This is a genomic window from Parabacteroides hominis (assembly GCF_014287585.1).
GTDB lineage: Bacteria > Bacteroidota > Bacteroidia > Bacteroidales > Tannerellaceae > Parabacteroides > Parabacteroides hominis.
The window spans coordinates 58,941-80,970 of the sequence record NZ_JACOOJ010000015.1 but is presented as its reverse complement, the minus strand read 5'-3'; the positions used below and the strand labels follow the sequence as shown (position 1 = coordinate 80,970).

Genomic DNA, 22,030 nt, shown 5'->3' with positions numbered 1-22,030 from the left:
TGAATGGGAGACTCCTGTTGATTGGCATATTTACTAATTGGCATATTGGTCATTGTTTTCTATCATTCTGTTAATTTGAAACGCAGCCGCAGCCGCCCGTCGGCATAATCGTATGTGAGCATTTTGAAATGTCCGATTTCAGACGTGTTATTGACATGTGTCCCGATACACGCGCAGGCGTCATAATCACCGATGCGGACAATACGCAGTGTTTCGCTTGCGTCTTCCGGCAACTTGCTGAGATCGACGATCTCTCCGGCTTCCGTTTTCGGTACAAATTCGATTGTAACCGGCAGATGCCGGTCGATCACCTCATTTATCCGGCGTTCCACCTCTGCCATTATTTCGGCTGACGGTTCTTCCGGTAACTCGTAGTCGCATTTACTCTTTTTCCGTTCTATATGCGCATTCTTTGAACGAGGGCAACCGAACATACGAACCATCGTCTGGTTCAAAATATGTTCCGCCGTATGCATAGGAGGATATTCGGCTTTGTTGTGCCCGTTTAATTGGATTTCTTGTTCCATTGTTCTATTTCTTTCTTTAATATACTATATACATTAATATCTACATATTCGCCTGATACCAACAATTCACCATCCCGTTCTGTTCCCTCCAATGTGAATCCCAAACGTTTCGGGATGGCATTGCTCGGAAAGTTGCCGACGGCGCACCGGATTTGGATGCGGTTTATGTTCCGTTCACGGACAGCCCATTGGCAGAGATAACGGACTGCGTGCGTGACGATCCCTTTTCCCCGGTAGGCGGGAAGCAGCCAGTAACCTATTTCCGTTCGCCGGTTGGGAGCATCGGAGAAATGAAAACCGGCAAGCCCGCAAATAGTTTCCCCTTGTTCCAAAATGCAAACCGGATCGCGTTGCTCGTAAGGAACGGACAATACGGATTGCAGGAATTTCTCTTCGTCCGCAGCACTTTTAAGCCCGTCGACAAAAGGCAGCCAAATACGCAGGTCTTCCCGGTTCTTATCGATCGCTTCAAAGATCGGAGCCGCATCCTCTAAAGTCGCTTCCCGGATTGTATAACCGGAAATGCCGATGGAATGGGAGTGAGGACGAATTGTCTTTTCGAATGCTTTCCTTGCACTGTTATTCCGGTAATATACTTCGCCACAGTATTTGAATCCCAGCGTGTCGATCAGGCGAAGCATATAAGCATTGTCATATTTTGTGTCCACGCGGAAATCGTAGACGCCTTTCTTGCGGCTCACCTCCTCAGCTTGCAACATAAACTGTTTTGCCATGCCCTGCCGTTTCATCTCGTCGGCAATGGCCAGGCGGTGGACAATGACATAAGGCAGGTCGTTCGACCATTTGCCCTCTATCTCTTTATAGACAGGTTCGCCGTCGAACGAAATGACTCCGTATGCAACAACCCGGTCTTCCCGGCAAATGACGTATCCGTTTCCGTCCTGTATGTCTTGACGGATATGTTCGATAGCCGGATAGTTCTCGTCCCATTGCTGACTTCCAAGACGTTGCATTTGGGCTTTTGCTTGTCCGATAATTTGCCAGATTCGTTCTATATCTGTCTCTTCTGCTTTTCGGAATATGTCGGATGTTCCAGAGGTTGCCATTTGTCTTTTGAATTTATTGTAATGAATCCCCAAAGATAGTTTTTATTTTAGATTTTTCTCGGTTTGACTTAACCGATTGAGAAATAAACTTTTAGCGAATTATTTGAGAAATAGAAGTAACGATTTAGCAACTGTGCGAATTTCAGCGTTTTGCGTTGCTATGCTGTCAAATAACTCTTTCATTTGCAAATATAACATCTTTTTCCGAAAGTACGAACTTTCGGTGGCAATTTTATAAAATCAACTTGCGAAAAAAGAAAATCATTCATCCCATTCATGGGTTGTGTCATCGGTGGCGTTGTACTGTTTCCAACGTCCCGATTTCTCGCCGTCGGTGTATTGCCCCTCGATGGTTATATAGGGTTTTCCGTCCCGTGTCGATTCCACACGATAAAAGCCGTCAAGTTTTCCGTTACGGTAGTGTCGTGTAGTCCTGCTGCGAAGCGTGCGCCCATCCTCGAATATTTCCCATTCCTCACCCTCTTTTTTGCCGTCTATATAATGAGATTCAAAAATCTGCTCACCCGTCTTGCTGTCAAAGCGGCGTTCCCGTCCGCTCTCCACACTCTGCCTATACTCCTTTTCGATTTCTATTTTGCCGTTACGAAAATAGGTCTTTACAGTTCCGTCTATCTTGCCTTGCTGCATGGGTGTTTCTTTTCGGGGAGTAACGCCATCTTGGTAATACTCCGTGAATATGCCGTTGCGCTTTCCTTTGGCATATATGCCCGATTCACGCAGTACCCCATCACGATAGCGGAGATAATCACCGTTTATTATGCCGTCGGAAAGTTTAACACGCTCCTCGTCAAGCCCTCGTATAATGCGATATTCTCCCTGCAACGGCTGTTTACTGCCTTTTTCATAATAGACCGTGCGCCGTGCGTTATCCGTTATAGTCTGTAAATCGTCCCATTTTACTATTTGTTGTGCGGAAGCCGTGCCACACAATAGCAAAAAGAGGTATAGTGTTAATATTCTATTCATTGTATTTTTGCTTTTCGAGGTTGATAACGGTTCTCAGCTATACGCAGGCAGGGATTTTAACCACTGAACTTCCTACGAAGAACTGAACTTTAAATTTACCACTTAACTGTCCTACGAAGCACGAAACCCCTGCTTGCGTATAGGTGATGTTATGCGGTCGGTTTTCATTTTCTCTTCTTTCTCGTTAATTTCTGCTGCAAAGTTACTAAATTTGCAGTCAAGTATTCACCTGTAAGAAGTTACTAATGACAAAAAAGAAATTGCCCGTTCGTTTTACGGGTCAGCACTTTACTATTGATAAAGTGCTAATAAAAGATGCAATAAGACAAGCAAATATAAGTAATCAGGATACGGTTTTAGATATTGGGGCAGGCAAGGGGTTTCTTACTGTTCATTTATTAAAAATCGCCAACAATGTTGTTGCTATTGAAAACGACACAGCTTTGGTTGAACATTTACGAAAATTATTTTCTGATGCCCGAAATGTTCAAGTTGTCGGTTGTGATTTTAGGAATTTTGCAGTTCCGAAATTTCCTTTCAAAGTGGTGTCAAATATTCCTTATGGCATTACTTCCGATATTTTCAAAATCCTGATGTTTGAGAGTCTTGGAAATTTTCTGGGAGGTTCCATTGTCCTTCAGTTAGAACCTACACAAAAGTTATTTTCGAGGAAGCTTTACAATCCATATACCGTTTTCTATCATACTTTTTTTGATTTGAAACTTGTCTATGAGGTAGGTCCTGAAAGTTTCTTTCCACCGCCAACTGTCAAATCAGCCCTGTTAAACATTAAAAGAAAACAGTTATTTTTTGATTTTAAGTTTAAAGCCAAATACTTAGCATTTATTTCCTGTCTGTTAGAGAAACCTGATTTATCTGTAAAAACAGCTTTAAAGTCGATTTTCAGGAAAAGTCAGGTCAGGTCAATTTCGGAAAAATTCGGTTTAAACCTTAATGCTCAAATTGTTTGTTTGTCTCCAAGTCAATGGGTAAACTGTTTTTTGGAAATGCTGGAAGTTGTCCCTGAAAAATTTCATCCTTCGTAGTTCAAAGTCGGGTGGTTGTCAAGATGATTTTTCTGGTTTGGTGTCGTCTTTTAAGCTGCCGCATAACATTGTGCTAACAGCGAAATCGGCTGTTATTTTCTTCAAGTATATCACCTTGCGAACAAATATAAAAAAAGTGCAGTACACCACGAACAGCGTACCGCACTTTTTTCGGCAAATCGGGCAGGATTTAACATTTATAGCTTGAATCCCTTGCCTTTCCTTTGCGGTTGTATAGGTCGGCGTATGTTCTGCCTTAACTTCTCGAACTGTTCCTTGAACCACTCGGCAATGGGCTTTCGGTCGATGGCAAGAACCAATTTAGTCCCGTCCGTGGGGTCTTTCAGCACTTGGAAACCTGCCCTTTCGGTCGTGAATTTCCGTCCGTGTTCCTCCGAGTAGAGTTCCCCTGCATACTCCAACGGCTTTCCCTTGACGAGCGTTGCGGTCTGCCTTTCATCGAACCCGACAAGGCGGCAGAGGTTTTCGATACGGAGCATTTCACGGAAATAGGGAAACCATGCTGCCGCCCTTGCGATTACCGTTTTCAGAAACGATATTTCCTGCTTGTGCCTTGTGTCCTTGTCGGCTATCTCCCTGCCGTGCTTTTGCTGCATTTCCCGTATCTCCCTGCTGTGGTCTGCCTGCATGGTCTGTATCCTATCTTGCAGGGCTTCGATGGTTTCCTCGTGGTCGGCTACCTCCTTATGCAGGGCGGTGTTCTCCCTTTCCAGCGTCTTGACCTTGTTACTGCCGAAAAGAGAACCGACGCTCTCGGCGATGTTGGCGGCTGCGGTGGTTGCCGCCCCTTTCAGCTTCTCGGTCTGTATTTCTTTTTTCGCCCGTCTTAGTTCCTCCTGTGCCGTTTCTTTCTGCTGCTGCAAATCCACCACTTCCGCTTTGAGGTCGTCGGAGAGTTTCTGTATATCCCGATAATACTGCTGCGTGGACTTGTGGCGAGCTTTCGAGCCGTCTATGCCCCTTTGCAGCCCGTATTTCGCCATCGCCACGGCATAGGTATCTTGGTAGGACTTCAATTTCAGCCGTGTCATAATATCGTCTGCGCACAGCCTCACGGTGTCGGTCGGCTTCTTGCGGTATCGCTTCTTCGTCTGTTCCTCCCTTTTCCTGCGCTTGCGCTCTCCCTTGACGATGGGGACGAGTGTAACGTGTATGTGCGGCGTTTCCTCGTCCCTGTGCAGGTGAGCCGCCACGATGTTCTCCTTTCCGAACGTGTCGGCGAAGTATTTCAGATTGTCGGCGCACCACTCGTCCAAACGCCCCTCTTCCTCTATCCGCTTCATGTCCTCGTGCGTTCCCGATACGTTGATGCGGATTGCCCGTACTTGGTTGCTTCCGATTTTGCGTGTCAGCCCCGCTTCTTCTAATCTCTGCTGTATAGCCGCCGAACGGTCTTTTATCCCGTCGGGGTATTCGATAAGCCTGCGGTTTAGGTGCGTGCGTGTGGGGTCGGCGTTCTTCGGTATGATGAAACGCTCGATATGTGCGGTCGTTCCGCTGTCGCTGCCGTGCGCCTTTTCCATGTGTAAAACTACGAAACCCATATATTTTTCCTTTCTTCCTTGACTTGTGAAACAATGATTTTTCGTATCTTCGGGGCGGCAAATGCCGTCCCCGATGGGGTGTGCAGAGGGGCTTACCCCTTGCCTTATTGGGGAATTTTCAGCGATACGTAGTATTGCGGCTCGGAAAATTCCCTAATAAGCTACGGTATTTTCTCCGTAAATACCCTGCGGCGTGCCGTCTGCCTGCCCGTCTGCCTTTCGGCTATGGCTGTCCCTGCCGCCTGCTTGCCCGTAACCCCACCTTATTTTTTTCCTTTCGGTCGGTGGGTGGCGGGGCGGTCGTTTCCGTTTTCAAAGGCTCTTTTGCACGGGGCGGTCGGATACAAGGTTTTCCCGATAAATACGCTCGCAGCGAAGCGAGAGGAAGATTTATTGGGAAACGGCGCAGCCGCCTGACCTTTTAGCCGACGTAAAGCCCCGTGCTTGCTTTGCCTTTGTAAACGAAAACGATTGCTCCGCTTTCCTCTGAAAAGAGAAATAGACCCTGCAATATATATCACCATAGTGATAGGTTTGCATGTTTGCATGCTGGTATGCTGGTACGTTTGCATGTTGGTATGTTGGTATATCATCATGCTTTCCAACGGCTGTTGGGCTTGCCGTCCGAAACAACCGACACGAATACCGTCGTTTTCTCTTTTCGCCCGTGTATAATCCTCTCTAATAATGCCCTGCGGACTTTCGCCGCCCCGAACGATTCGACACGGAAAGCGAGGGCGGCTATCGTTTCGAGGTTGTAAACCTCCGCGCTGTATTTGTCCGATAGGCGGATAATGTGCTTTATGTCATATATAGATAAAACTCCGCTTTTGCAGAGTGCCTTTATCCCTGCCCTAACCGTCGGGGCGATAACCCCGAACAGTTCGCAGATTTCCCGCTCGGTCATGGCGGTTGCGCCTATATCGCTCGGCAGGGAGATATTGCCCTGCCCGTCCATCGTGATAATGTTCCTTTCTTCTTTCATCGGTATTCTGTTCTTAATTAGATGGCTCGGCAGATATTCTTCTCCATATCTTCCAACTTGTGCGACAAGGTTTCCATGTCTTGGCTTATCTTCTGGGCGGTGATTTTGGCGTAAATTTGGGTGGTCTTTATGTTCGTGTGCCCCAAAAGGCGGCTCACCGTTTCGATGGGTACGCCGTGCGACAGAAGTACGGTCGTGGCGTTCGTGTGGCGTGCGACATGGTAGGTCAAGCGTACCTTGAAGCCGCATTGTCTGCCTATATCTTTGAGTATCTTGTTACAACTGCCGTTGTTCGGAACGGGGAAAACATGACCGTCCCTTGCCAGCCCCTTGTACTTCTCGATGATACGCTTGGGAACGTCCAAAAGGCGGATGTTCGATTCGGTGTTGGTCTTCTTTCTTCGGGTGATTATCCACAGGTTGCCGTCGAAGAATGTTTGCAGGCGGTCGGCGGTGAGGTTCTTCACGTCCGAATACGCCAAACCCGTGAAAACAGAAAAGACGAACAAGTCCCGTACAAGCTCGTGGGTGGCGTTCTTCATCGGTGCGTTCATGAGCGTCTGTATCTCCGTTTGGGTGAGGTAGCCCCTGTCCACGCTTTCGGGAGAGTTGATATATCCCGCAAAGGGATTAAAGGGCAAACGCCCGTCGTTCCTCGCTATGGAAACGATGTGTTTCAACACAATCATGTAGCCCCACACGGTATTGGTGCGGCATTTCTTCTCCGTGCGCAGAAAATACTCGAAGTCGTTGATGAACGTGAGGTTGAGTTCCTTTAATGGAATATCCTCACGCTTGTAGGTATGGGGCAGGAACTCCCGAATATGGTTGCAGACCGTCCGATAACGGGTAAATGTACCCTGCGCCCTGCTGTGCCCGACTTTCTTCTCGAACTCGGCGTTGTGCTGCTCGAACAGCTTCAGCAAAGTTTCCTGCTTGACGCCGATACCGAGATAGGCGTCTTTGAGTTTGGCGGCGGTAACATAACCGTCCGTCTGCATTAACTCTTGATAGCGGCGGTTTACTTCCACACGGATTTTATCTACCGCAAGGTTGATTCTCTGCGCTTCGACGCTCTTGCCCGAAGCACGGTTGTTCTTCACGTCCCACAGCCGTGGGGGAACGTCCATCTTGCAACTGAACTGTTTAATCTCGCCGTCCACCGTGATACGGCACATTAAAGGCAGGTTGCCGTTCGGCTTCTCGCTGCCTTTCTTCACGTAAAATAATACCTTGAATGTACTACGCATAACTCACTCCTTTTTTTGGTTACAAAATTAGTTATTAGTGAGTTACCGACTGCTATGCAAAATTACGCAAATCGCAGAAACAGAACCATTTAGCAAGAAATTCACACCCGTTACGGGGGTAATGAGGTGGTAACTGAACTTCTGCGCTGTTTGGCTTCGAGGTGGTATTTCGTTGGCTCTGTCCCATAGAAAAACAAAGCGTAACGAACGCTGTATCAGCTAATTCGCTACGTTTTACCCAAATTTACTTTTTCGCTATGTGTTTATTTTAGATTTTTATCGGTTTGACTTAACCGATTGAGGAATAAACTTTTAGCGAATTATTAGAGAAATATAGGTGGCGATTTGGCAACCGTGTGAATTTCAGTTATTTATCTCTTATATTAACTTTAAATCTTTTGCTACCCGGCAGGCTTCAATGGAATTTTTCACTTGGAGCTTGCCTAAAATTTCTTGCCTGTGCCGACTAACCGTATTTATGCTGATAGAAAGTGTTTCGGCAATTTTTTTGCTTGTCAGACCTTTGTCTATGAGATTCAATACCTGTTTTTCTCTGACGGACAGTATGCTTGTGCTATTTTGTTTGTCAAGTTCTGTCATTTGACCGTTGGCAGAATTGATTATTAGGCATTTGGCAGAAGTATCAAACAGTAAAGGACTGTAAAGGCATAAAGCCAGCCACAACGCGTCATTAAAAGGGACAGAAACATAAAACATTCGATGTAATACAGGTATATAATTATTCGTACCGCTCTTCATACGGAGTTTGCTTGTCAAATAATAATCGGTGCGTTTCCTCTTGGGCTGGCGTTTGATAAAATGGAAAAAATACAATTCTTGTAAATGCTTCCCAGCCAAATCATCAGGATGAATGAGCTTGAAGATTTCTTTTTCCCAAATAGAAGACACCTTACCCTCGTCTCCGCATTTATCTATTCCCAGCATCCGGGAGAAACTGCCATAATAAATGTAACTCACATTAGTACGCAAGTCACTCAATACGGCGACCGCATTTTCCATCCGTGCATAGTTACGAGCTATATCCTTATATCTGTTCAGCATTTCAGCAGATGGCTGTTCTTCCACAAAATCCTGTGTGAAAAATTCTTTGTTCAATATATCTATTGTGTCCATTAGTCAGTAATAAAAATGGTTATTTATAATCATTGTTCAGTATATGGCAATGCCTTACCTTTGCAAAGGTAAATAAAATGAATGGTTATCTTTGATAAGTGAAAAAGAAGAGTGCCAACAAGGAAAACTGTATGATGCCAATAATAATGCCGAATTGATAGCCGAAAGGCAGACATGCAAGGCTGGTGTGTTGAGTTTTTTGGGAGGAGGCAAATATTCTGTCGATTCATTGTTGTTTAATTCTAATAAAAGATGAAATGAAAAAGTTATTATTGAGTGGAATGATGGTTGCCGCTTCATTTACCTGCATGGCGCAATCGTTAGAGAAAATGCAGTGGTTCAATGAACCTGAGCAATGGAAAATTGAGAACAATTCGCTTTCAATGGATGTTACTCCCCAAACTGATTATTGGCGCATATCCCACTATGGATTTACCGTAGATGATGCCCCGTTTCTGTACACATTGCGTGGCGGGGAATTTGAAGTAAAGGTAAAAATATCGGGCGATTACAAAACCCGTTTCGACCAGTCGGGACTAATGCTGCGTATCGACCACGAGAACTACATCAAAACCGGAATTGAGTTCGTGGATGGGAAGTACAATCTTAGTACCGTTGTAACCCATCGTACAAGCGACTGGAGTATTATACCATTAGACAAACCCGTGCCATTTGTATGGATCAAGGCGGTGCGCCGACTGGATGCCGTTGAAATTTTCTATTCTTTCGATGATAAAGAATACACGATGATGCGCAACGCTTGGTTGCAAGACAATCATCCCGTCATGGTTGGGGTAATGGGAGCCTGTCCTGACGGTAATGGCTTCAATGCCAAATTTGAAAATTTTTCAATCAAGCATTTGCCGGATTTGCGCAGAGTACAATGGTTGGAGAAAAATAAGTCTGAAAATAATTGATTTTTTTGCTTTCATAACAAGTGGATTTGAATTTTTGGTAATCAGTTGGTTTGTACTGCTAAGTTACCTTTTTTCTGTTCACTTGTTTTTTTACTGACTTTTGAGACTGTTACCGGAAGGTGCGAAACTTAAAAAAAATACAATAACTACCCCTAAAAACAGAAATATTCATACCGATCTGCTGTTCAATGATTTATGCAATTATGAGTTTCTTAAAAAATATTACCCGCAAGGGAAATTTGAGAAATATGGGGTAGAAAACCAAATTTCATGCGCTACTGTTTCGATTTAGACCAACGGGTATTTGAGAAATCTATACAATAAGCCGGGAATGACAATAAGGGATGAAGGACCGGACTCTTTAGTGATTCCAAAATAAAGTATGGAATGTCAAAATGATAAGTTGGAAAGCCCGTTTTTATAAACATTTGCTATTCTTAACCAGGTATTTCCAATCAAAACAGTTTAATTTTTGTTATAAAGATAAATTTAAGTCTGAAACGGTCTAAACAATTTATTAGGTATGATACGAAAACTTTTGATTCGGGATCTGACTCTCCGGGATGGTCAGCAATCTGCTTTTGCAACGCGAATGTCACAAGAACAGATAGACAGAGTGCTTCCTTTTTATAAGGCAGCCGGTTTTTATGCGATGGAAGTATGGGGTGGCGCCGTGCCCGATTCTATCATGCGATATTTGGGAGAAGATCCTTGGGAACGGTTGGAGATAATAAAAGCCGCTGTGGGGAATGCTTCCAAGTTGGCGGCCCTTTCACGCGGGCGTAACCTGTTTGGTTATAATCCTTATCCCGATAAGATTATTAAAGGCTTTTGCCGCAACTCAATAGAATCCGGATTGGATATCATGCGCATATTCGATGCGCTGAATGATGTGGAGAATATAAAATCGACAGTCAAATATGTAAAACGTTTCGGAGGGACGGCTGATTGTGCCGTCTGTTACACGATCGACCCGTACCACTCGGCTGTTGAGAGGATTGTTGCAGCTTTGCATGGACATCCGTTGCATAAGCCTGTTTTTACAAATGAATATTTCCTGGATAAAGCGCTTCAAATGGAGGCTTTGGGGGCCGATATGATCACGATTAAAGATATGAGCGGCCTGATTCCGCCGGGAAGAAGCGCCGAAATGGTTCGTTTGTTTAAAAAGCATCTCAAAGTTCCGGTAGATTTTCATACACATTGTACGCCCGGATATGGTCTGGCCTCGGTTTTGGCCGCTATTGTCAATGGAGTGGATATTGTCGATACCAATATCTGGTATTTCGCCGGCGGAACGGCTGCTCCGGCAATCGAACTGGTGTATGTGTTCTGTAAGAAAATGGGTATCGAGTTGGATATCAATATGGAGGCAATCGCGAAAATCAATGCTCATTTGCTGGATATCCGCAAGGAGTTGTCTGCTTTCGATATGTCGAAACAACTGCCTAAGCCGTTTAACCCGTTGACGGACAGAATACCGACCGAGATCGACCGCTTCTTCAACGATGCGATTGACGCGGCCCGGAAAGATAAAGAGGACGATTTGCTTATCTTCTGCCATGCCATAGAAGAATATTTTGGTTTCCCCGAACCGAATGAATTGGTGAAGAAGGCCCAGATACCGGGAGGCATGTACACGAATATGGTAGCCCAGTTGAAGCAATTGGGACAGATGGACTTATTGGAAAAAGCGATGTCGCTGATCCCTCAGGTGCGTATGGATGCAGGCTTGCCCCCTTTGGTAACGCCGACGAGCCAGATTATCGGGGCCCAAGCAGTGTCATGCGCGTTGGATCAGTTGAAAGGGCGTCCGATGTACAGCAACCCGTCCAACCAGTTCATCGCCCTGGTAAAAGGAGAATATGGAAAGACGCCGGTTCCGATCGATCCGGAATTTCGCTTGAAGATCACGGGGTCGCGAGATGAAGTCCCGTATGATCCTTCCGATTATGAAATGCAGGAGAATCCCGCCATAGAAGAAATAGGTGTCCAATTGGCTGAAAATGAAAAAGAGGTCTTGCTTCTGGAACTTTTCCCGATGATGGCGCATAATTTCCTTTCGAAGAAGAAGCAGAAACAGGCACATACTACCACATAATATTAGATTGTTTTTATGTATTTAAGAGCTTTTCCTCCGGACGGATGACCGGGGAAAAGCTTTTTTGTTTTACATTTGTCTGCCGGAAATAAGCCGGAATAAGAATGGGAAAGAGGTACAGGATAATTCTGCTTTTGTTTTTTACCGCAAATATGGCTTTTGCGGAAGGCAACCTCGACTCTTTATTAATCAATTTGGATCAAACGATCCTCCGGCATGAAATTTATAAAAACAGGAGAGAAGACCGGATCCGTGACCTGAAAGAAAAGGCTGCCAAGGCAGTTCCGAACTCTATTGCCGCTTACCGACTCAACGACAGCATTTACCGGGAATATAAGTCTTATATGTGCGATTCGGCAGTCCTCTATCTGACCAAAAATATCAGGATCGCCCGTAATTTGCATGATCAGGAACGTGAGTATAAAAGTAAATTGCTGTTAGCCTCCCTGCATGCTGCAACCGGCATGTACCAGGAAGCGGTCGATGTATTGGGAGAAGCCCGCCGTGAAGACCTGCCCGCTTCTCTTACCCGTGATTACTACGCCTGCAAAGAACAGGTATACAGGGAGATTTCCGGTAATTCCCGTGATCCGCAAAGCATACGCCGCTATGAAGATAAATCTCTCGTCTACCGGGATTCCTTAGCGATGATGTTGCCGGAAGATGCCGGCAAGCGGATCGAGTTGCAGGAACTGGCTCTGCGGGCAGACGGACATGCCGACGAGGCCCTTCGGATCAATGATGCACGTTTGGCAAAAATCCCGTTCGGAACTCCCGAATATGCACTTGCTTCTTATCAGCGGGCGATGATCTACCGCCAGAAAAAGGACCGGGAAAAAGAAAAGTATTATTTGGCCTTGTCTTCCTTGTCGGATATTCAGTCGGCTATCACCGACCATGCTTCCCTGTGGATGTTAGCCGATCTGCTGCTTAAAGATGGCGATATCGAGCGTGCCTACCATTATATCCGTTTTTCGTGGGATGAAACGAATCGTTTTCGTGCCCGCTCAAGAAGTTGGCAGAGTGCGGATATCCTTTCGCTGATCGACAAGAACTATCAGGCGACGATAGAAGGAAAGAACCGGATGCTGGTCACATATCTGACGTTGATCAGTGTGCTTACCTTGTTATTGATCTCTGCCATCGTCTATATATACCGGCAGATGAAGCGCTTGGCGGAGGCCCGCAACCATTTGCAGGAGACAAACGAACAGTTGAAGGTGCTGAACGGCGAATTGCATCAGATGAATGACCGTTTGCAGACTGCCAACCTGGAACTATCCGAATCCAACCGGATCAAGGAGGAATATATCGGCCGATTCATGAGTTTGTGTTCTTCTTATATCGACAAACTCGACGGTTACCGCCGTATGGTCCATAAGAAGGTCTCTTCCGGACAGATCGAGGAACTGGTTAAAGTTACCCGTTCGTCGAAAGGCTTGGAGGCGGAGCTGGATGCGCTTTACAAGAATTTTGATACTGCATTTCTCCATCTGTTCCCGAATTTCGTGTCACAATTTAATTCGCTTTTGCTTGAAGACGAACAGGTGGTATTGAAAAGGGATGAGTTGCTGAATACGGAACTTCGTATTTTTGCTTTGATCCGTTTGGGTATAAACGACAGTTCCCAGATTGCCGAATTCCTTCGCTATTCGGTGAACACCATCTATAACTACCGGGCAAAAGTAAAGAACAAGGCATGTGTTTCCAGGGATGATTTCGAGAAGCTGGTCCGCGAAATTCATTAATCCTTTTATATTCGATCCACTTTTTTAGCAATATGGACTGTTTGTATCTTGTTGTTAAATAGGCTTTTATGTGTTTTGTGTGTCCACTTATTTATTCACCATCTCTTTTTGACTTCCCTTTCTTCTTAATTTTGAATCACACATTTCAAATCAGCAGATTATTCATTAAAAAAGTAATACGCATGAAAAAGAACATCGGGGAGTATCTGTCCCGCAAAAGTACGGAAGTAATTGCTATAGTGGCCTGTATCGGTTTGGTCATAACTATGATTCTTGCAGCCGGATCAATCCGGAACATATTTTTATGTGTCTGAAAATCAGAAAAAGAGAAATGAAATGCAGAAAAAGTGAAAAGAAATGAAACGAAATGCTTGCATAATTCAAATAAACCATCTACTTTTGCACCCGTCTTAGAGACAAGGAGAGATGGCAGAGTGGTCGATTGCGGCGGTCTTGAAAACCGTTGAACTGAGAGGTTCCGGGGGTTCGAATCCCTCTTTCTCCGCTGAAAGCAGCAAAAGCTGCTTTTTACGTTTTATGGAGGCTGGTCGCTTCCTGATTTACTTAATTCAACCGAAAAGGAGAGGTGCTCGAGTGGTTGAAGAGGCACGCCTGGAAAGCGTGTAAACCCCTAAAGGGTTTCGCGGGTTCGAATCCCGCCCTCTCCGCAGAAACCCAAAGACAAAAAGGGTCAAAAATAGGAAGATTGTTTGCCAACAGCAGTGATGTAATCTGTTTTTCCATATTCAATAACTGCATTTTTAAAACATATTATCCAACAATCCATAACCATGCCTTTTTTGTGAACAGCCATATTATATAAAGGAGCATGCCGCCGAGCATCAAGAAGGATCCACGGAAGAAATAATCCTGAATACGTTCCCAAACAGTAAATTCGTGCTTCGGCTCCATCGTTTCGGCAAGTTCCTCAAAGGACTTACAGGCGAAAATCGTTTGCCGGAAATCTTCCACGCTATCCCAGCATTCTTCCCGGAACCATCGTGTCTTGGGATGTCTCTCCGCTATCCTTTCTTGCAATTGGCGCAGGGAGAAAGGTTCGGGGTTATCTTCATATTCCGTTTCGTAGCTAATCATCCCCGTACTCATGCCCGTAAAGCCGTGTATGCCTTTCCAACCGGTCATGTAAGAGCGTTTGACAATGTACTTTGTCCCGGTGGAATCTATCACTATCTCGCCTTTCCACCCCTTACACTTATTTAGTATGGCAAGCTGCGTTGTTTTGCTCTCTTTCCAAAAGATGTAAATCAAATTTCCGCGCGGTCGGAACTTGAATATCGGGTATTTCAATGTTGCTTTCATCTTTATAATGGTTATATAACTATTTTCATGTGTACTCCGGATTACCATAATCTGCAATCAACCCATCCACCTGTCGAACAGCCAAAGTTCAAAAAACAACAGTACAAACGGGAGGATTATGATAAAAGCCATTGTCACCCCGTTGCTTTTCGAGTGGCGGTAGTGTCTGACGAGAGCCGATTTCCGGTCTTTGCGATAGCGGATAGTGGGAAAAATGAACGGGAACAAGATAAGCAAAGCATAATAAGCGATAACTGCATAATCTCCCAAGCGGCTCACTTCATCTGTAAATACAAATGCAGGAATAGCCACAATCAAATACCAATATTCACACAAAACAAAGTCACCGGTACACGGAGCTTTCTTGTACCATTGTTCACCCTTGAAATACAAATAATCAAAGAAATAAAACCTGTAATTCTTTTGGCTTGACTTTTGGCGGTTACGCTCAAAATAGTTATCCGTTTTATTTATACCTCTTTTCATTTCTATCGTCTGTTACTTAGTTGAATATCAACATACATATTCCTATCCCCTGCCAAGATCCCCCATATCGGGAAAGTATATATTACCCAAGACGGGATAATCCTGTTCCATTTGTTGCCTTTGTATTTCAGCAGTATGGCGGCAGTCCGCTTCCGGGTGTACCGCAGGTAAAAGGGGATGATGCAAAACAATATTGCCACGCTGATAAAGATTAGTCCGCCTTGCAGTTCCGTGAAATTCTTCCGGGAAAAGAAGAAATCCGTAAAAATACAGTTTGCAGCTATGCTCAAAAAGAACAGGGCAATCATGAAAGTGGCGGCAAACACGCAGCAAGCACTAAAACGTGGCGGGTCGTTGTGCTTCTTGTAGGTGACATAAAGCCTGTAATACAGATAGTCGAAGAAACAATAGCTGTATTTCTTGCCGTTACTATTTGAGCGCATTTGTTCAAAACGGCTGCTGGTTTCGTTTATATTTTTCATCTTATTCTATTGTAGTTTCCTGAAAGTTATATCATCCGACACGCCGAGTTCTTTCCTTTTGGCTTCAAATTCCTTTTTCGTGGGCAGTATGAAGTAGTTTTCCGTCGCATTCCACTTCTGTGTATTGTCTATCGGGATGATGCAATATTCCGTTATGCTTTTATCGTAGGTAGTGAAAAGGCTGTCCCGTCCCGGTTTTGGCACTTCCTTGTATTTCTTCGTGAGGATGAAATGCTCATCGTTGCCCACTTCATACACACCGCTTCCCCCAATAGTCGCATAGGTATCGGGGCTATCACGGTAGCATACCGCCAAATCTTCCATCACGTCTGTGGCTATCAGGTAATAGTTACCTGTGATTTGACGCTCGTAAACAAATCCGCAACCGTAAAGGCTTAGCAATACAATAAGTAATATAACTTTCTTCATACGCACATTTATATCAATACACCATAATCACAAGGTCTTTTTGCGCTTCAATGGCTTCATCGAAAATGAAATTCAAGTCGTCCATTTCTTGCTCGTAGTCATAATCCCCGATACCGTCACCCTCTTGCAACGAAGTATATTCCGTCCGTTTGCTTTCCAGTTCGGAAACGGGTATGCTGATAATGTAGGGAAAATCATCGCTAAGCGGAATTGGGATAAATGTGCTTTGACTATCCAACTGCCATAGGTTTTCCGCATCATAGATTTGCTTCCCGTAATGGCTGCAAATCTTTTCATATACATACCCGTACATGAAAGCGATTTCTGGATAACGGATTTCTCCGTTCACTATGTCAGCTAATGCCGCATAAGCATCTTTATCCGTATTCAGGCTGTCGCTGAAATATTCGTTCAGCCTGTCAAGTTCTTGCTTTAATGAAGCCTTTAGTTGGTTCATCAGCAAATCGTCGCAAGCCCCATAAATGGACTTGACCTTATCGGCTTCCGTCAAATAAGCATAAACAAAGTAACTCATACCTTCGCTTTATTTAGTGTCGTTCCAGTGTACCATATCGTAAGGATAGTAGGGCAAGCCTTTCAGACTACTGTCGTCCAATCCTAAGACCTTGACTAATGCTCCGCTTTCAAAACTCCAATAGCCGGAATGTGAGCCTGAATTGATTACATGGATATTATACCAGCCTGTATCCGAATGACCTCTGTACCATTTCTTTGTCAAATACAGTTTCAATTGTTTCACAGCCTCTTCCTTATTGGTTTGGGCAACAGAAATAATAGTATCCAGAAATGGATAAGGTCGTTTCCATTTAAACTGATGCTCACTCATCGGTAAATAATCAGTGAGTTTATAGCCTATCAGATAATCTATCAGAAAATCGTTCAGTTTACTTTCTGTCACAACATTTGCCAAATTCCGGAAAATGTTGGTATCTGCTTGAAGCAGGATGCCCATAGAAAGAATATGCAATAACATAACGTAGTCTTGTCTTAACTTCCAAGACCTTTTTACCAATGGTACGATGTCCTTATATTGCTTTTCTATTTCCCGAATGTCTTTACCAACGGAATAAGAAGCGAGCAGTATGTCATATTTGTAATACAGTTTTTCTGCCTTATAATCTTCTAATACATCCAAATTCGGACGGGGATACAGTTGAATACCTTTGATCTCACTGTCTTTGAGCCTCTCGATTGTTTTTTCAACTTCTACGATAAAACCGCTTTCTTCTTCAATCAAATTTGAGAAACTTTCTATTGTTCCGTATTTATCTCGTACTTCCATATATGGTGCATTGTTTTGATGTTAATGTATAGCAGGGAACGGTTTGCCGTTATCCTGCGCTGTTAGAAACTAAATTCTTTTTTTCCTTTTAAGTATATCCGATAACCATTCAGGAATGAATTTCTTAGCTCGTGGATATTTCTCAAAATCCTCACTGAAATCACTATCGAAGAAGGACTTTTGCAGAACTTTATCCCTCGTGTTATAAGCAAACTTTATATCCATTGTAATTTCTCTACCTATCGTTATTTTACATAGATAAAAAGCTCCCTCTTGCGAACATAAGGAATACATCAAATCTTTCAATTCTCCCACTTTTCGGGAAAGATACATTGAAATATTTATGTCAAGGTTAAATTTGACAAGTTCATTTCCTTTATAATAGAAAACTTGGGTATAAGAAGCAGTTCCAACATGATAAAAATAGAAATCACTTTTAGTCCAATGGGTAATATCCATTATTTTGACTAAAATTCCTTTGATGTCATTCATGCGGGAACGACATTCTGCATTTTCTTTCCAAATATTTGGTTGAGTACGATACTCCTTAATATTATTCCCCGAAAAGTATTTGGCAGATACTATTGAAGTGGTGGGAGGATATGGCAATTTATCGTTGAAAAAAGCTATTCTGATACAATCAGTCAGATACCAATTCCAAAATTCTTTATTACGGTCGTGATTGATTGCGTCTAAAGCGACAGCCCCACCGTTATAGGCTAAACTTGCAATAAAAGCAGTGTCCCATGTGTCAGGGTTCTGTAACGCTTCTTCATCCGAAACACATTCTTCCATACCCCCACTTGTAAGAACATCGTATGCGGCATGAACGGCAGTCATACCCGCAAACATTGCCATAATATTGTCCTCTTTGTTATAATCTTGAACGAACACTTCTAAATGTTCGGCATTACCTAACAACTCTTTTTCATTTATCTGCCCTAATAGAAATTTCTCCGACTGTTTTATCAATCCGATTATTTCAGTATCATTCTTGAAAAAATCATTCCATATCGGATATACTTTCAATGCGCATGAAATGCTTATTTTCCCAATGACGCATGGCTCATTGATTGTTTGCAGTATCTCACGTCTTATAGATAAAGGCAAATGTCCATTGATTGAATGATTTACTTCATTCAACCCCTTTCTTATCAATGAATTTATGGTTTCACTATATTTCATGCGCACTAATTGTTTCTAATGTTTGGTGAATAGCCTGACCGTTAGGGCAGTTCATTCGCTTGTTATCAATATTTTAATTTGTTCTAATGTATGCGAATAATGTTTTTTGTTTGGTGTGAAATATACTTCTTTCAATATAGGGTTTGCCAGTAAGGGAGATAAATCTCCGTTTTTGCAATTCCAAAAACTGAATGATGACAAGGATTTCATGCTTTTGATAAATTCCAAACCGTCCAAATCCGAAATGAAAAGATTATGAATATTTCGATTGTTCGCCAGTACAGAATAATCACGCAGCCTGCTATTTTTCTCGAATGAAACCTCTCCGACATAATCCAAAAGGTTGATGTTGCTAATATCGGTTAGCTTTCTGTTATGTGCAAAAAGCAGGGTATCAATCCGAATCAAATTTTCTATGCCTCGCAAACATTCTATTTGGGATTGATAGATATGCAATATTTTTATGGATTTCCAACCGGAAAATAATAACATATCTTTTCCCGCAAATTTACTAATAACTGCACTCTCCAATCGCTCCAGTTTATCCAAATTTAGAAAGCTCTTATTATAAAAAATACCAATATTCCGAAGTGATGAAAAACGAGCGAAATCTATATGCAAATCTACTTTCTGACAATAGAATGTTTCTAATCTTTCAAGAGAATATATATGTTCAAGATTGATTACATTCGTGGTACTAATATTCATAAAAGATAAGAATACGATTTGATTGGCGACTTTCTCAAAAAGCCTAAAATCCATTGTTGCGTCAGCAATATTCCACGTATCTATTTGTAAACCGTCACAACCATTCGCAAGGGCATATTCTATACCTTGTTCAAACTCTTTTGGTTCGAGCATTAATTTTTTCTTGCATTTATTTGTTTCAGAATCATGTATTCGCATACTCAACTTTTTTATTGATAATGGGTTGACAAGGAGCTGCGTTTAGCAGCTATCTTGGCTTGTTAATAGTATATTTCCAGTTCCTTAGCAAAAGACATACAATTAAATTTGTTAGCCTTAATCACTTTTCTGAATATTTCCGATACCACTATTTGATTATCAAACGAGCATCGGACTATATTATAATTAATGCCATATTCCTCTAATGGTGATGCTATTAATGTGCGTTTCTCAAATTCATAACTTTTATCCACAGGAGAAATAGAATAGATACTTTTCTCCATATTGTAACATTCTATATGGTTATGGATATTCATAGCGGAATAGCTATTACACATATTTCCTTTATAATAGAATATGGCATCAAAGAATTGTACCTCATTTGGGAAATGTTCCTCTATTACCCGCCTGATACGTTCTGATACGACTTGTCCCCCATAAACAGTATTGAGAACATCATAAGTGATTAAGCGGTCAAAAGAAACAGTACTATTTTCTGCATCCCGATAGACTAACGGAGAAGATATATATTCATGAATATAGTTACCCAAATTTAGGTCAGAACCTAATTTTGAGGAAATATGGGGATTTTGACTTTCATCCAATATTAATGGATAATTAGGTCGTGATGTAATTTGTAAAAAGTAATTCATATTGTATGTCTTTCTTATTACTATTAATGTGTTTCAGCTAACTGCGTTTAGCAGTTAAGGTGATTGTTACCGATATTGTTATCTTCTTCAATGAATTTTATATTGTTTAGGGGACTTGCTATAGATATAAGCAAACAGCCGTTATTATTATACGCATAAATAACCCCGTCTATAATTTTGATTTTTTCAATCGGATTTATGCAGTCTAAAAACAAGAACCATACAGGTGAATTTGTTTTCTTGTCAATTACATAGATTGTTCCATCGCTCCCAAAACTTCCATCTCCACCGCACACTTCATATAGATCCGTTTCACATGAACAGCATACATCAAAGTGACTTACGTCATCTATCGAATTAAAATCAAAATAACTGTCAATATAAGATTTGCATAATACACTTATATTCATGGCAAAAACATCCAATACATATAAATCTCCATTAGCGAAAATAATGGAATTTATTATCGGGCAGCTACCTTTATCTATTACATTCTTTAAGTCCATTCTTTATCTGTTTTATTAGTTTTCACTCGTATATCGGTAATGGGTTGCAGCTTGCTGCCGTTAGGCGGAACAGGTGCATGTTATCCGCTTAATTTATTTCCATAATCATAAATATGGAAGTTCATTATTTTTAATTTTATCCATTTGCATTTTGAACAATGGAATAAAAGCCATTGCATCAAAATCTTGAAAGCGGTCTTTGTATTTTTTCAACATTTCGCAAACGTAATTACAAATATCATTGCAGAGTTTTTGCCTAATTTCATCTTCTGTCAAATTCAAGTAATCATCCAAAGCAAACATTTGGTCAATAACAAGCCTTTCTTTAGCCTTTATATACCGACCATACGACTTTAGTTTGCCTTTCTCTATTTCGCTTTGATGAAATAACCTTAAAACAACTAATACCGCAGTGTTATGATTTTCGGCTTTACGCAGATTATCATATATTGAATTTTGCCAAGTCCAATCATTGAAATTATCAAGAATGTAGTTTGCGACTCTTTTTATTATTTGTCTTTGTAATTCTACAGCAACGAAATGTAATTCATACGTTGCACTTATAAATCTTACCATGATGTTATTTTTATTGCGGATAATGTCTGGTGGCTAATCGACCTTTAAGGGCAATTTAGCCGCTTGTTAGTGGCAGTATATCTTTATTGTATCTTTAATTTATTTTCTTTTAAATATCTATTTTGATTGATTGGCTGAATTGCGTTTGTACTTATCCAAAAATTTGGCTTATACAATTTTATTGGTGTTTCAACCTTTGCTTTTTTTGAAATTTCTTTTATTCTGCTTATTAATATGTCATATAATTCAGCGGTTTTATATACAGAAGTCTCAACATAATCACTATAATTAAATGACACATATTTCGGAAAAGATAATTGTAGTCCAATAACTCCTTTTGTGTCAAAATAGGCAACGCTCATTTTTTCTTGTTCAACTGACCAAGAAAGATAAAAGGGGGCTATGTTAATTACAGGTTCTGTTGGTTCAAGAACTTTAAACGGAAGAATTTCCTTCTTCTCATTTTCACATACTCTAAAGGAAACTTTGTCAATATTGTCTGTAACTGATACTCGAATTACTCGTTCAATACTCCAAGCCTTTTCTTTTGTTAATGCTGTTTGCCCGATAAGTATTTGGTTAAAGAAAATTTCATAGCCTTCAAATATATCTTTTTTATTGGATTCTATGTAATCATTTTCTACGCGAGTACCTGTTTTTATAAAAGCATATGTCAGTCCATCAAATATTTCTTGAAACTCTTTAGGTGTCAATATGAAATTAAATGTACTCCAACCTTTACCTGCTCCTAATCCTGCAAAATATCCCATAATTTTATTTCTTTTATTTTTAAATTTTACCGACTTTCGATTCATTCGCATATTGCCACTAATGGGTTAGCGGGGAACGCTGTTAAG

The 22,030-nt window shown here is 42.0% G+C and carries 24 protein-coding genes and 2 tRNA genes; 7 read left to right on the top strand and 19 right to left on the bottom strand.

The features are described from left to right. Positions 1–62: 62 nt before the first annotated feature. The 3 genes from H8S65_RS10210 to H8S65_RS10200 all read right to left on the bottom strand — a co-directional run bounded on the left by H8S65_RS10210 (position 63) and on the right by H8S65_RS10200 (position 2,581). Entirely contained in the window at positions 63–527 is a 465-nt protein-coding gene (locus H8S65_RS10210) for an alanyl-tRNA editing protein (RefSeq protein WP_186929881.1), read from the bottom strand. After that, entirely contained in the window at positions 506–1,594 is a 1,089-nt protein-coding gene (locus H8S65_RS10205) for a GNAT family N-acetyltransferase (protein ID WP_186929880.1), read from the bottom strand. Before H8S65_RS10205 ends, H8S65_RS10210 begins: the two co-directional genes overlap by 22 nt. A 261-nt stretch (positions 1,595–1,855) precedes the next feature. Then, the gene (locus H8S65_RS10200) at positions 1,856–2,581 is read right to left on the bottom strand and encodes a toxin-antitoxin system YwqK family antitoxin (protein ID WP_004293712.1); all 726 of its coding nucleotides are present in this window, start codon (positions 2,579–2,581) and stop codon (positions 1,856–1,858) included. Positions 2,582–2,826: 245 nt separating this feature from the next. On the opposite strand from H8S65_RS10200, the gene erm(F) reads away from it, so the two are divergent. Continuing rightward, a complete protein-coding gene (erm(F), locus tag H8S65_RS10195) occupies positions 2,827–3,627 on the top strand; it encodes a 23S rRNA (adenine(2058)-N(6))-methyltransferase Erm(F) (protein ID WP_004295323.1) in 801 nt (266 codons plus the stop codon). 197 nt (positions 3,628–3,824) lie between these two features. On the opposite strand, the gene mobV is transcribed toward erm(F), so the two are convergent. The 4 genes from mobV to H8S65_RS10175 form a co-directional block, all read right to left on the bottom strand. After that, positions 3,825–5,192, bottom strand: a complete 1,368-nt coding sequence (gene mobV, locus H8S65_RS10190) for a MobV family relaxase (protein WP_008999098.1) — start codon at positions 5,190–5,192, stop codon at positions 3,825–3,827. A 592-nt stretch (positions 5,193–5,784) separates the two neighbouring features. Continuing rightward, positions 5,785–6,177 carry a hypothetical protein gene (locus H8S65_RS10185; RefSeq protein WP_004293707.1) on the bottom strand — a complete coding sequence of 131 codons (393 nt, stop codon included), beginning with the start codon at positions 6,175–6,177 and terminating at the stop codon, positions 5,785–5,787. 17 nt (positions 6,178–6,194) lie between these two features. Beyond that, positions 6,195–7,427, bottom strand: a complete 1,233-nt coding sequence (locus H8S65_RS10180) for a site-specific integrase (RefSeq protein ID WP_004293706.1) — start codon at positions 7,425–7,427, stop codon at positions 6,195–6,197. 378 nt (positions 7,428–7,805) lie between these two features. After that, positions 7,806–8,561: a response regulator transcription factor gene (locus H8S65_RS10175; protein WP_186929879.1), complete on the bottom strand. Its 756-nt coding sequence runs from the start codon at positions 8,559–8,561 to the stop codon at positions 7,806–7,808. Positions 8,562–8,818: 257 nt separating this feature from the next. Here H8S65_RS10175 and H8S65_RS10170 point away from each other — a divergent pair, with 257 nt between their 5' ends. The 6 genes from H8S65_RS10170 to H8S65_RS10150 all read left to right on the top strand — a co-directional run bounded on the left by H8S65_RS10170 (position 8,819) and on the right by H8S65_RS10150 (position 13,995). Continuing rightward, positions 8,819–9,478, top strand: coding sequence for a DUF1349 domain-containing protein (locus H8S65_RS10170; protein ID WP_186929878.1), 660 nt, complete (start codon positions 8,819–8,821; stop codon positions 9,476–9,478). Between the two features lie 523 nt (positions 9,479–10,001). Further along, positions 10,002–11,579 (top strand): hydroxymethylglutaryl-CoA lyase-like TIM-barrel protein, encoded by a 1,578-nt coding sequence (locus H8S65_RS10165; RefSeq protein WP_186929877.1) that lies wholly within the window; start codon positions 10,002–10,004, stop codon positions 11,577–11,579. A 104-nt stretch (positions 11,580–11,683) separates the two neighbouring features. Further along, entirely contained in the window at positions 11,684–13,327 is a 1,644-nt protein-coding gene (susR, locus tag H8S65_RS10160) for a SusR family glycan utilization regulator (RefSeq protein ID WP_186929876.1), read from the top strand. A gap of 182 nt (positions 13,328–13,509) precedes the next feature. Continuing rightward, positions 13,510–13,641 (top strand): hypothetical protein, encoded by a 132-nt coding sequence (locus H8S65_RS21035; protein ID WP_255489163.1) that lies wholly within the window; start codon positions 13,510–13,512, stop codon positions 13,639–13,641. 106 nt (positions 13,642–13,747) lie between these two features. Beyond that, positions 13,748–13,832, top strand: a tRNA-Ser gene (locus H8S65_RS10155). Between the two features lie 75 nt (positions 13,833–13,907). After that, positions 13,908–13,995, top strand: a tRNA-Ser gene (locus H8S65_RS10150). 103 nt (positions 13,996–14,098) lie between these two features. Here H8S65_RS10150 and H8S65_RS10145 read toward each other — a convergent pair. From H8S65_RS10145 to H8S65_RS10090, 12 genes are all read right to left on the bottom strand, one after another. Then, positions 14,099–14,647 (bottom strand): hypothetical protein, encoded by a 549-nt coding sequence (locus H8S65_RS10145; protein ID WP_186929875.1) that lies wholly within the window; start codon positions 14,645–14,647, stop codon positions 14,099–14,101. Positions 14,648–14,704: 57 nt separating this feature from the next. Further along, entirely contained in the window at positions 14,705–15,133 is a 429-nt protein-coding gene (locus tag H8S65_RS10140) for a hypothetical protein (protein ID WP_255489162.1), read from the bottom strand. Positions 15,134–15,135: 2 nt separating this feature from the next. Further along, on the bottom strand, positions 15,136–15,615 hold the full coding sequence (locus H8S65_RS10135) for a hypothetical protein (RefSeq protein ID WP_255489161.1): 480 nt from the start codon (positions 15,613–15,615) through the stop codon (positions 15,136–15,138). 6 nt (positions 15,616–15,621) lie between these two features. Further along, the gene (locus H8S65_RS10130) at positions 15,622–16,044 is read right to left on the bottom strand and encodes a DUF3997 domain-containing protein (RefSeq protein WP_118477382.1); all 423 of its coding nucleotides are present in this window, start codon (positions 16,042–16,044) and stop codon (positions 15,622–15,624) included. A gap of 13 nt (positions 16,045–16,057) precedes the next feature. Continuing rightward, entirely contained in the window at positions 16,058–16,579 is a 522-nt protein-coding gene (locus H8S65_RS10125) for a DUF7691 family protein (RefSeq protein WP_186929874.1), read from the bottom strand. 9 nt (positions 16,580–16,588) lie between these two features. Then, a complete protein-coding gene (locus tag H8S65_RS10120) occupies positions 16,589–17,347 on the bottom strand; it encodes a PoNe immunity protein domain-containing protein (protein WP_186929873.1) in 759 nt (252 codons plus the stop codon). Between the two features lie 69 nt (positions 17,348–17,416). Continuing rightward, positions 17,417–18,532, bottom strand: a complete 1,116-nt coding sequence (locus H8S65_RS10115; RefSeq protein WP_118477368.1) for an Imm5 family immunity protein — start codon at positions 18,530–18,532, stop codon at positions 17,417–17,419. A gap of 51 nt (positions 18,533–18,583) precedes the next feature. After that, positions 18,584–19,438, bottom strand: coding sequence for a hypothetical protein (locus H8S65_RS10110; protein WP_186929872.1), 855 nt, complete (start codon positions 19,436–19,438; stop codon positions 18,584–18,586). A gap of 62 nt (positions 19,439–19,500) precedes the next feature. Next, positions 19,501–20,091, bottom strand: coding sequence for an imm11 family protein (locus H8S65_RS10105; protein ID WP_186929871.1), 591 nt, complete (start codon positions 20,089–20,091; stop codon positions 19,501–19,503). Between the two features lie 47 nt (positions 20,092–20,138). Further along, positions 20,139–20,597 (bottom strand): hypothetical protein, encoded by a 459-nt coding sequence (locus H8S65_RS10100; protein WP_186929870.1) that lies wholly within the window; start codon positions 20,595–20,597, stop codon positions 20,139–20,141. A 105-nt stretch (positions 20,598–20,702) separates the two neighbouring features. Next, on the bottom strand, positions 20,703–21,173 hold the full coding sequence (locus tag H8S65_RS10095; RefSeq protein ID WP_186929869.1) for an Imm44 family immunity protein: 471 nt from the start codon (positions 21,171–21,173) through the stop codon (positions 20,703–20,705). 83 nt (positions 21,174–21,256) lie between these two features. Further along, on the bottom strand, positions 21,257–21,943 hold the full coding sequence (locus H8S65_RS10090) for a hypothetical protein (protein WP_186929868.1): 687 nt from the start codon (positions 21,941–21,943) through the stop codon (positions 21,257–21,259). Between the last annotated feature and the right edge of the window lie 87 nt (positions 21,944–22,030).

Excerpts from the sequence above, each read along its gene's own strand:
- H8S65_RS10095 (WP_186929869.1), bottom strand. The coding sequence starts at position 21,173 with ATGGTAAGATTTATAAGTGCAACGTATGAATTACATTTCGTTGCTGTA.
- H8S65_RS10130 (WP_118477382.1), bottom strand. The coding sequence starts at position 16,044 with ATGAAGAAAGTTATATTACTTATTGTATTGCTAAGCCTTTACGGTTGC.
- H8S65_RS10205 (WP_186929880.1), bottom strand. The coding sequence starts at position 1,594 with ATGGCAACCTCTGGAACATCCGACATATTCCGAAAAGCAGAAGAGACA.
- H8S65_RS10175 (WP_186929879.1), bottom strand. The coding sequence starts at position 8,561 with ATGGACACAATAGATATATTGAACAAAGAATTTTTCACACAGGATTTT.
- H8S65_RS21035 (WP_255489163.1), top strand. The coding sequence starts at position 13,510 with ATGAAAAAGAACATCGGGGAGTATCTGTCCCGCAAAAGTACGGAAGTA.
- susR (WP_186929876.1), top strand. The coding sequence starts at position 11,684 with ATGGGAAAGAGGTACAGGATAATTCTGCTTTTGTTTTTTACCGCAAAT.
- H8S65_RS10165 (WP_186929877.1), top strand. The coding sequence starts at position 10,002 with ATGATACGAAAACTTTTGATTCGGGATCTGACTCTCCGGGATGGTCAG.
- H8S65_RS10120 (WP_186929873.1), bottom strand. The coding sequence starts at position 17,347 with ATGGAAGTACGAGATAAATACGGAACAATAGAAAGTTTCTCAAATTTG.
- H8S65_RS10090 (WP_186929868.1), bottom strand. The coding sequence starts at position 21,943 with ATGGGATATTTTGCAGGATTAGGAGCAGGTAAAGGTTGGAGTACATTT.
- H8S65_RS10180 (WP_004293706.1), bottom strand. The coding sequence starts at position 7,427 with ATGCGTAGTACATTCAAGGTATTATTTTACGTGAAGAAAGGCAGCGAG.
- H8S65_RS10100 (WP_186929870.1), bottom strand. The coding sequence starts at position 20,597 with ATGGACTTAAAGAATGTAATAGATAAAGGTAGCTGCCCGATAATAAAT.
- H8S65_RS10170 (WP_186929878.1), top strand. The coding sequence starts at position 8,819 with ATGAAAAAGTTATTATTGAGTGGAATGATGGTTGCCGCTTCATTTACC.
- H8S65_RS10140 (WP_255489162.1), bottom strand. The coding sequence starts at position 15,133 with ATGAAAAGAGGTATAAATAAAACGGATAACTATTTTGAGCGTAACCGC.
- H8S65_RS10115 (WP_118477368.1), bottom strand. The coding sequence starts at position 18,532 with ATGAAATATAGTGAAACCATAAATTCATTGATAAGAAAGGGGTTGAAT.
- H8S65_RS10145 (WP_186929875.1), bottom strand. The coding sequence starts at position 14,647 with ATGAAAGCAACATTGAAATACCCGATATTCAAGTTCCGACCGCGCGGA.
- H8S65_RS10125 (WP_186929874.1), bottom strand. The coding sequence starts at position 16,579 with ATGAGTTACTTTGTTTATGCTTATTTGACGGAAGCCGATAAGGTCAAG.
- mobV (WP_008999098.1), bottom strand. The coding sequence starts at position 5,192 with ATGGGTTTCGTAGTTTTACACATGGAAAAGGCGCACGGCAGCGACAGC.
- H8S65_RS10185 (WP_004293707.1), bottom strand. The coding sequence starts at position 6,177 with ATGAAAGAAGAAAGGAACATTATCACGATGGACGGGCAGGGCAATATC.
- H8S65_RS10210 (WP_186929881.1), bottom strand. The coding sequence starts at position 527 with ATGGAACAAGAAATCCAATTAAACGGGCACAACAAAGCCGAATATCCT.
- H8S65_RS10105 (WP_186929871.1), bottom strand. The coding sequence starts at position 20,091 with ATGAATTACTTTTTACAAATTACATCACGACCTAATTATCCATTAATA.
- H8S65_RS10135 (WP_255489161.1), bottom strand. The coding sequence starts at position 15,615 with ATGAAAAATATAAACGAAACCAGCAGCCGTTTTGAACAAATGCGCTCA.
- H8S65_RS10200 (WP_004293712.1), bottom strand. The coding sequence starts at position 2,581 with ATGAATAGAATATTAACACTATACCTCTTTTTGCTATTGTGTGGCACG.
- H8S65_RS10110 (WP_186929872.1), bottom strand. The coding sequence starts at position 19,438 with ATGCGAATACATGATTCTGAAACAAATAAATGCAAGAAAAAATTAATG.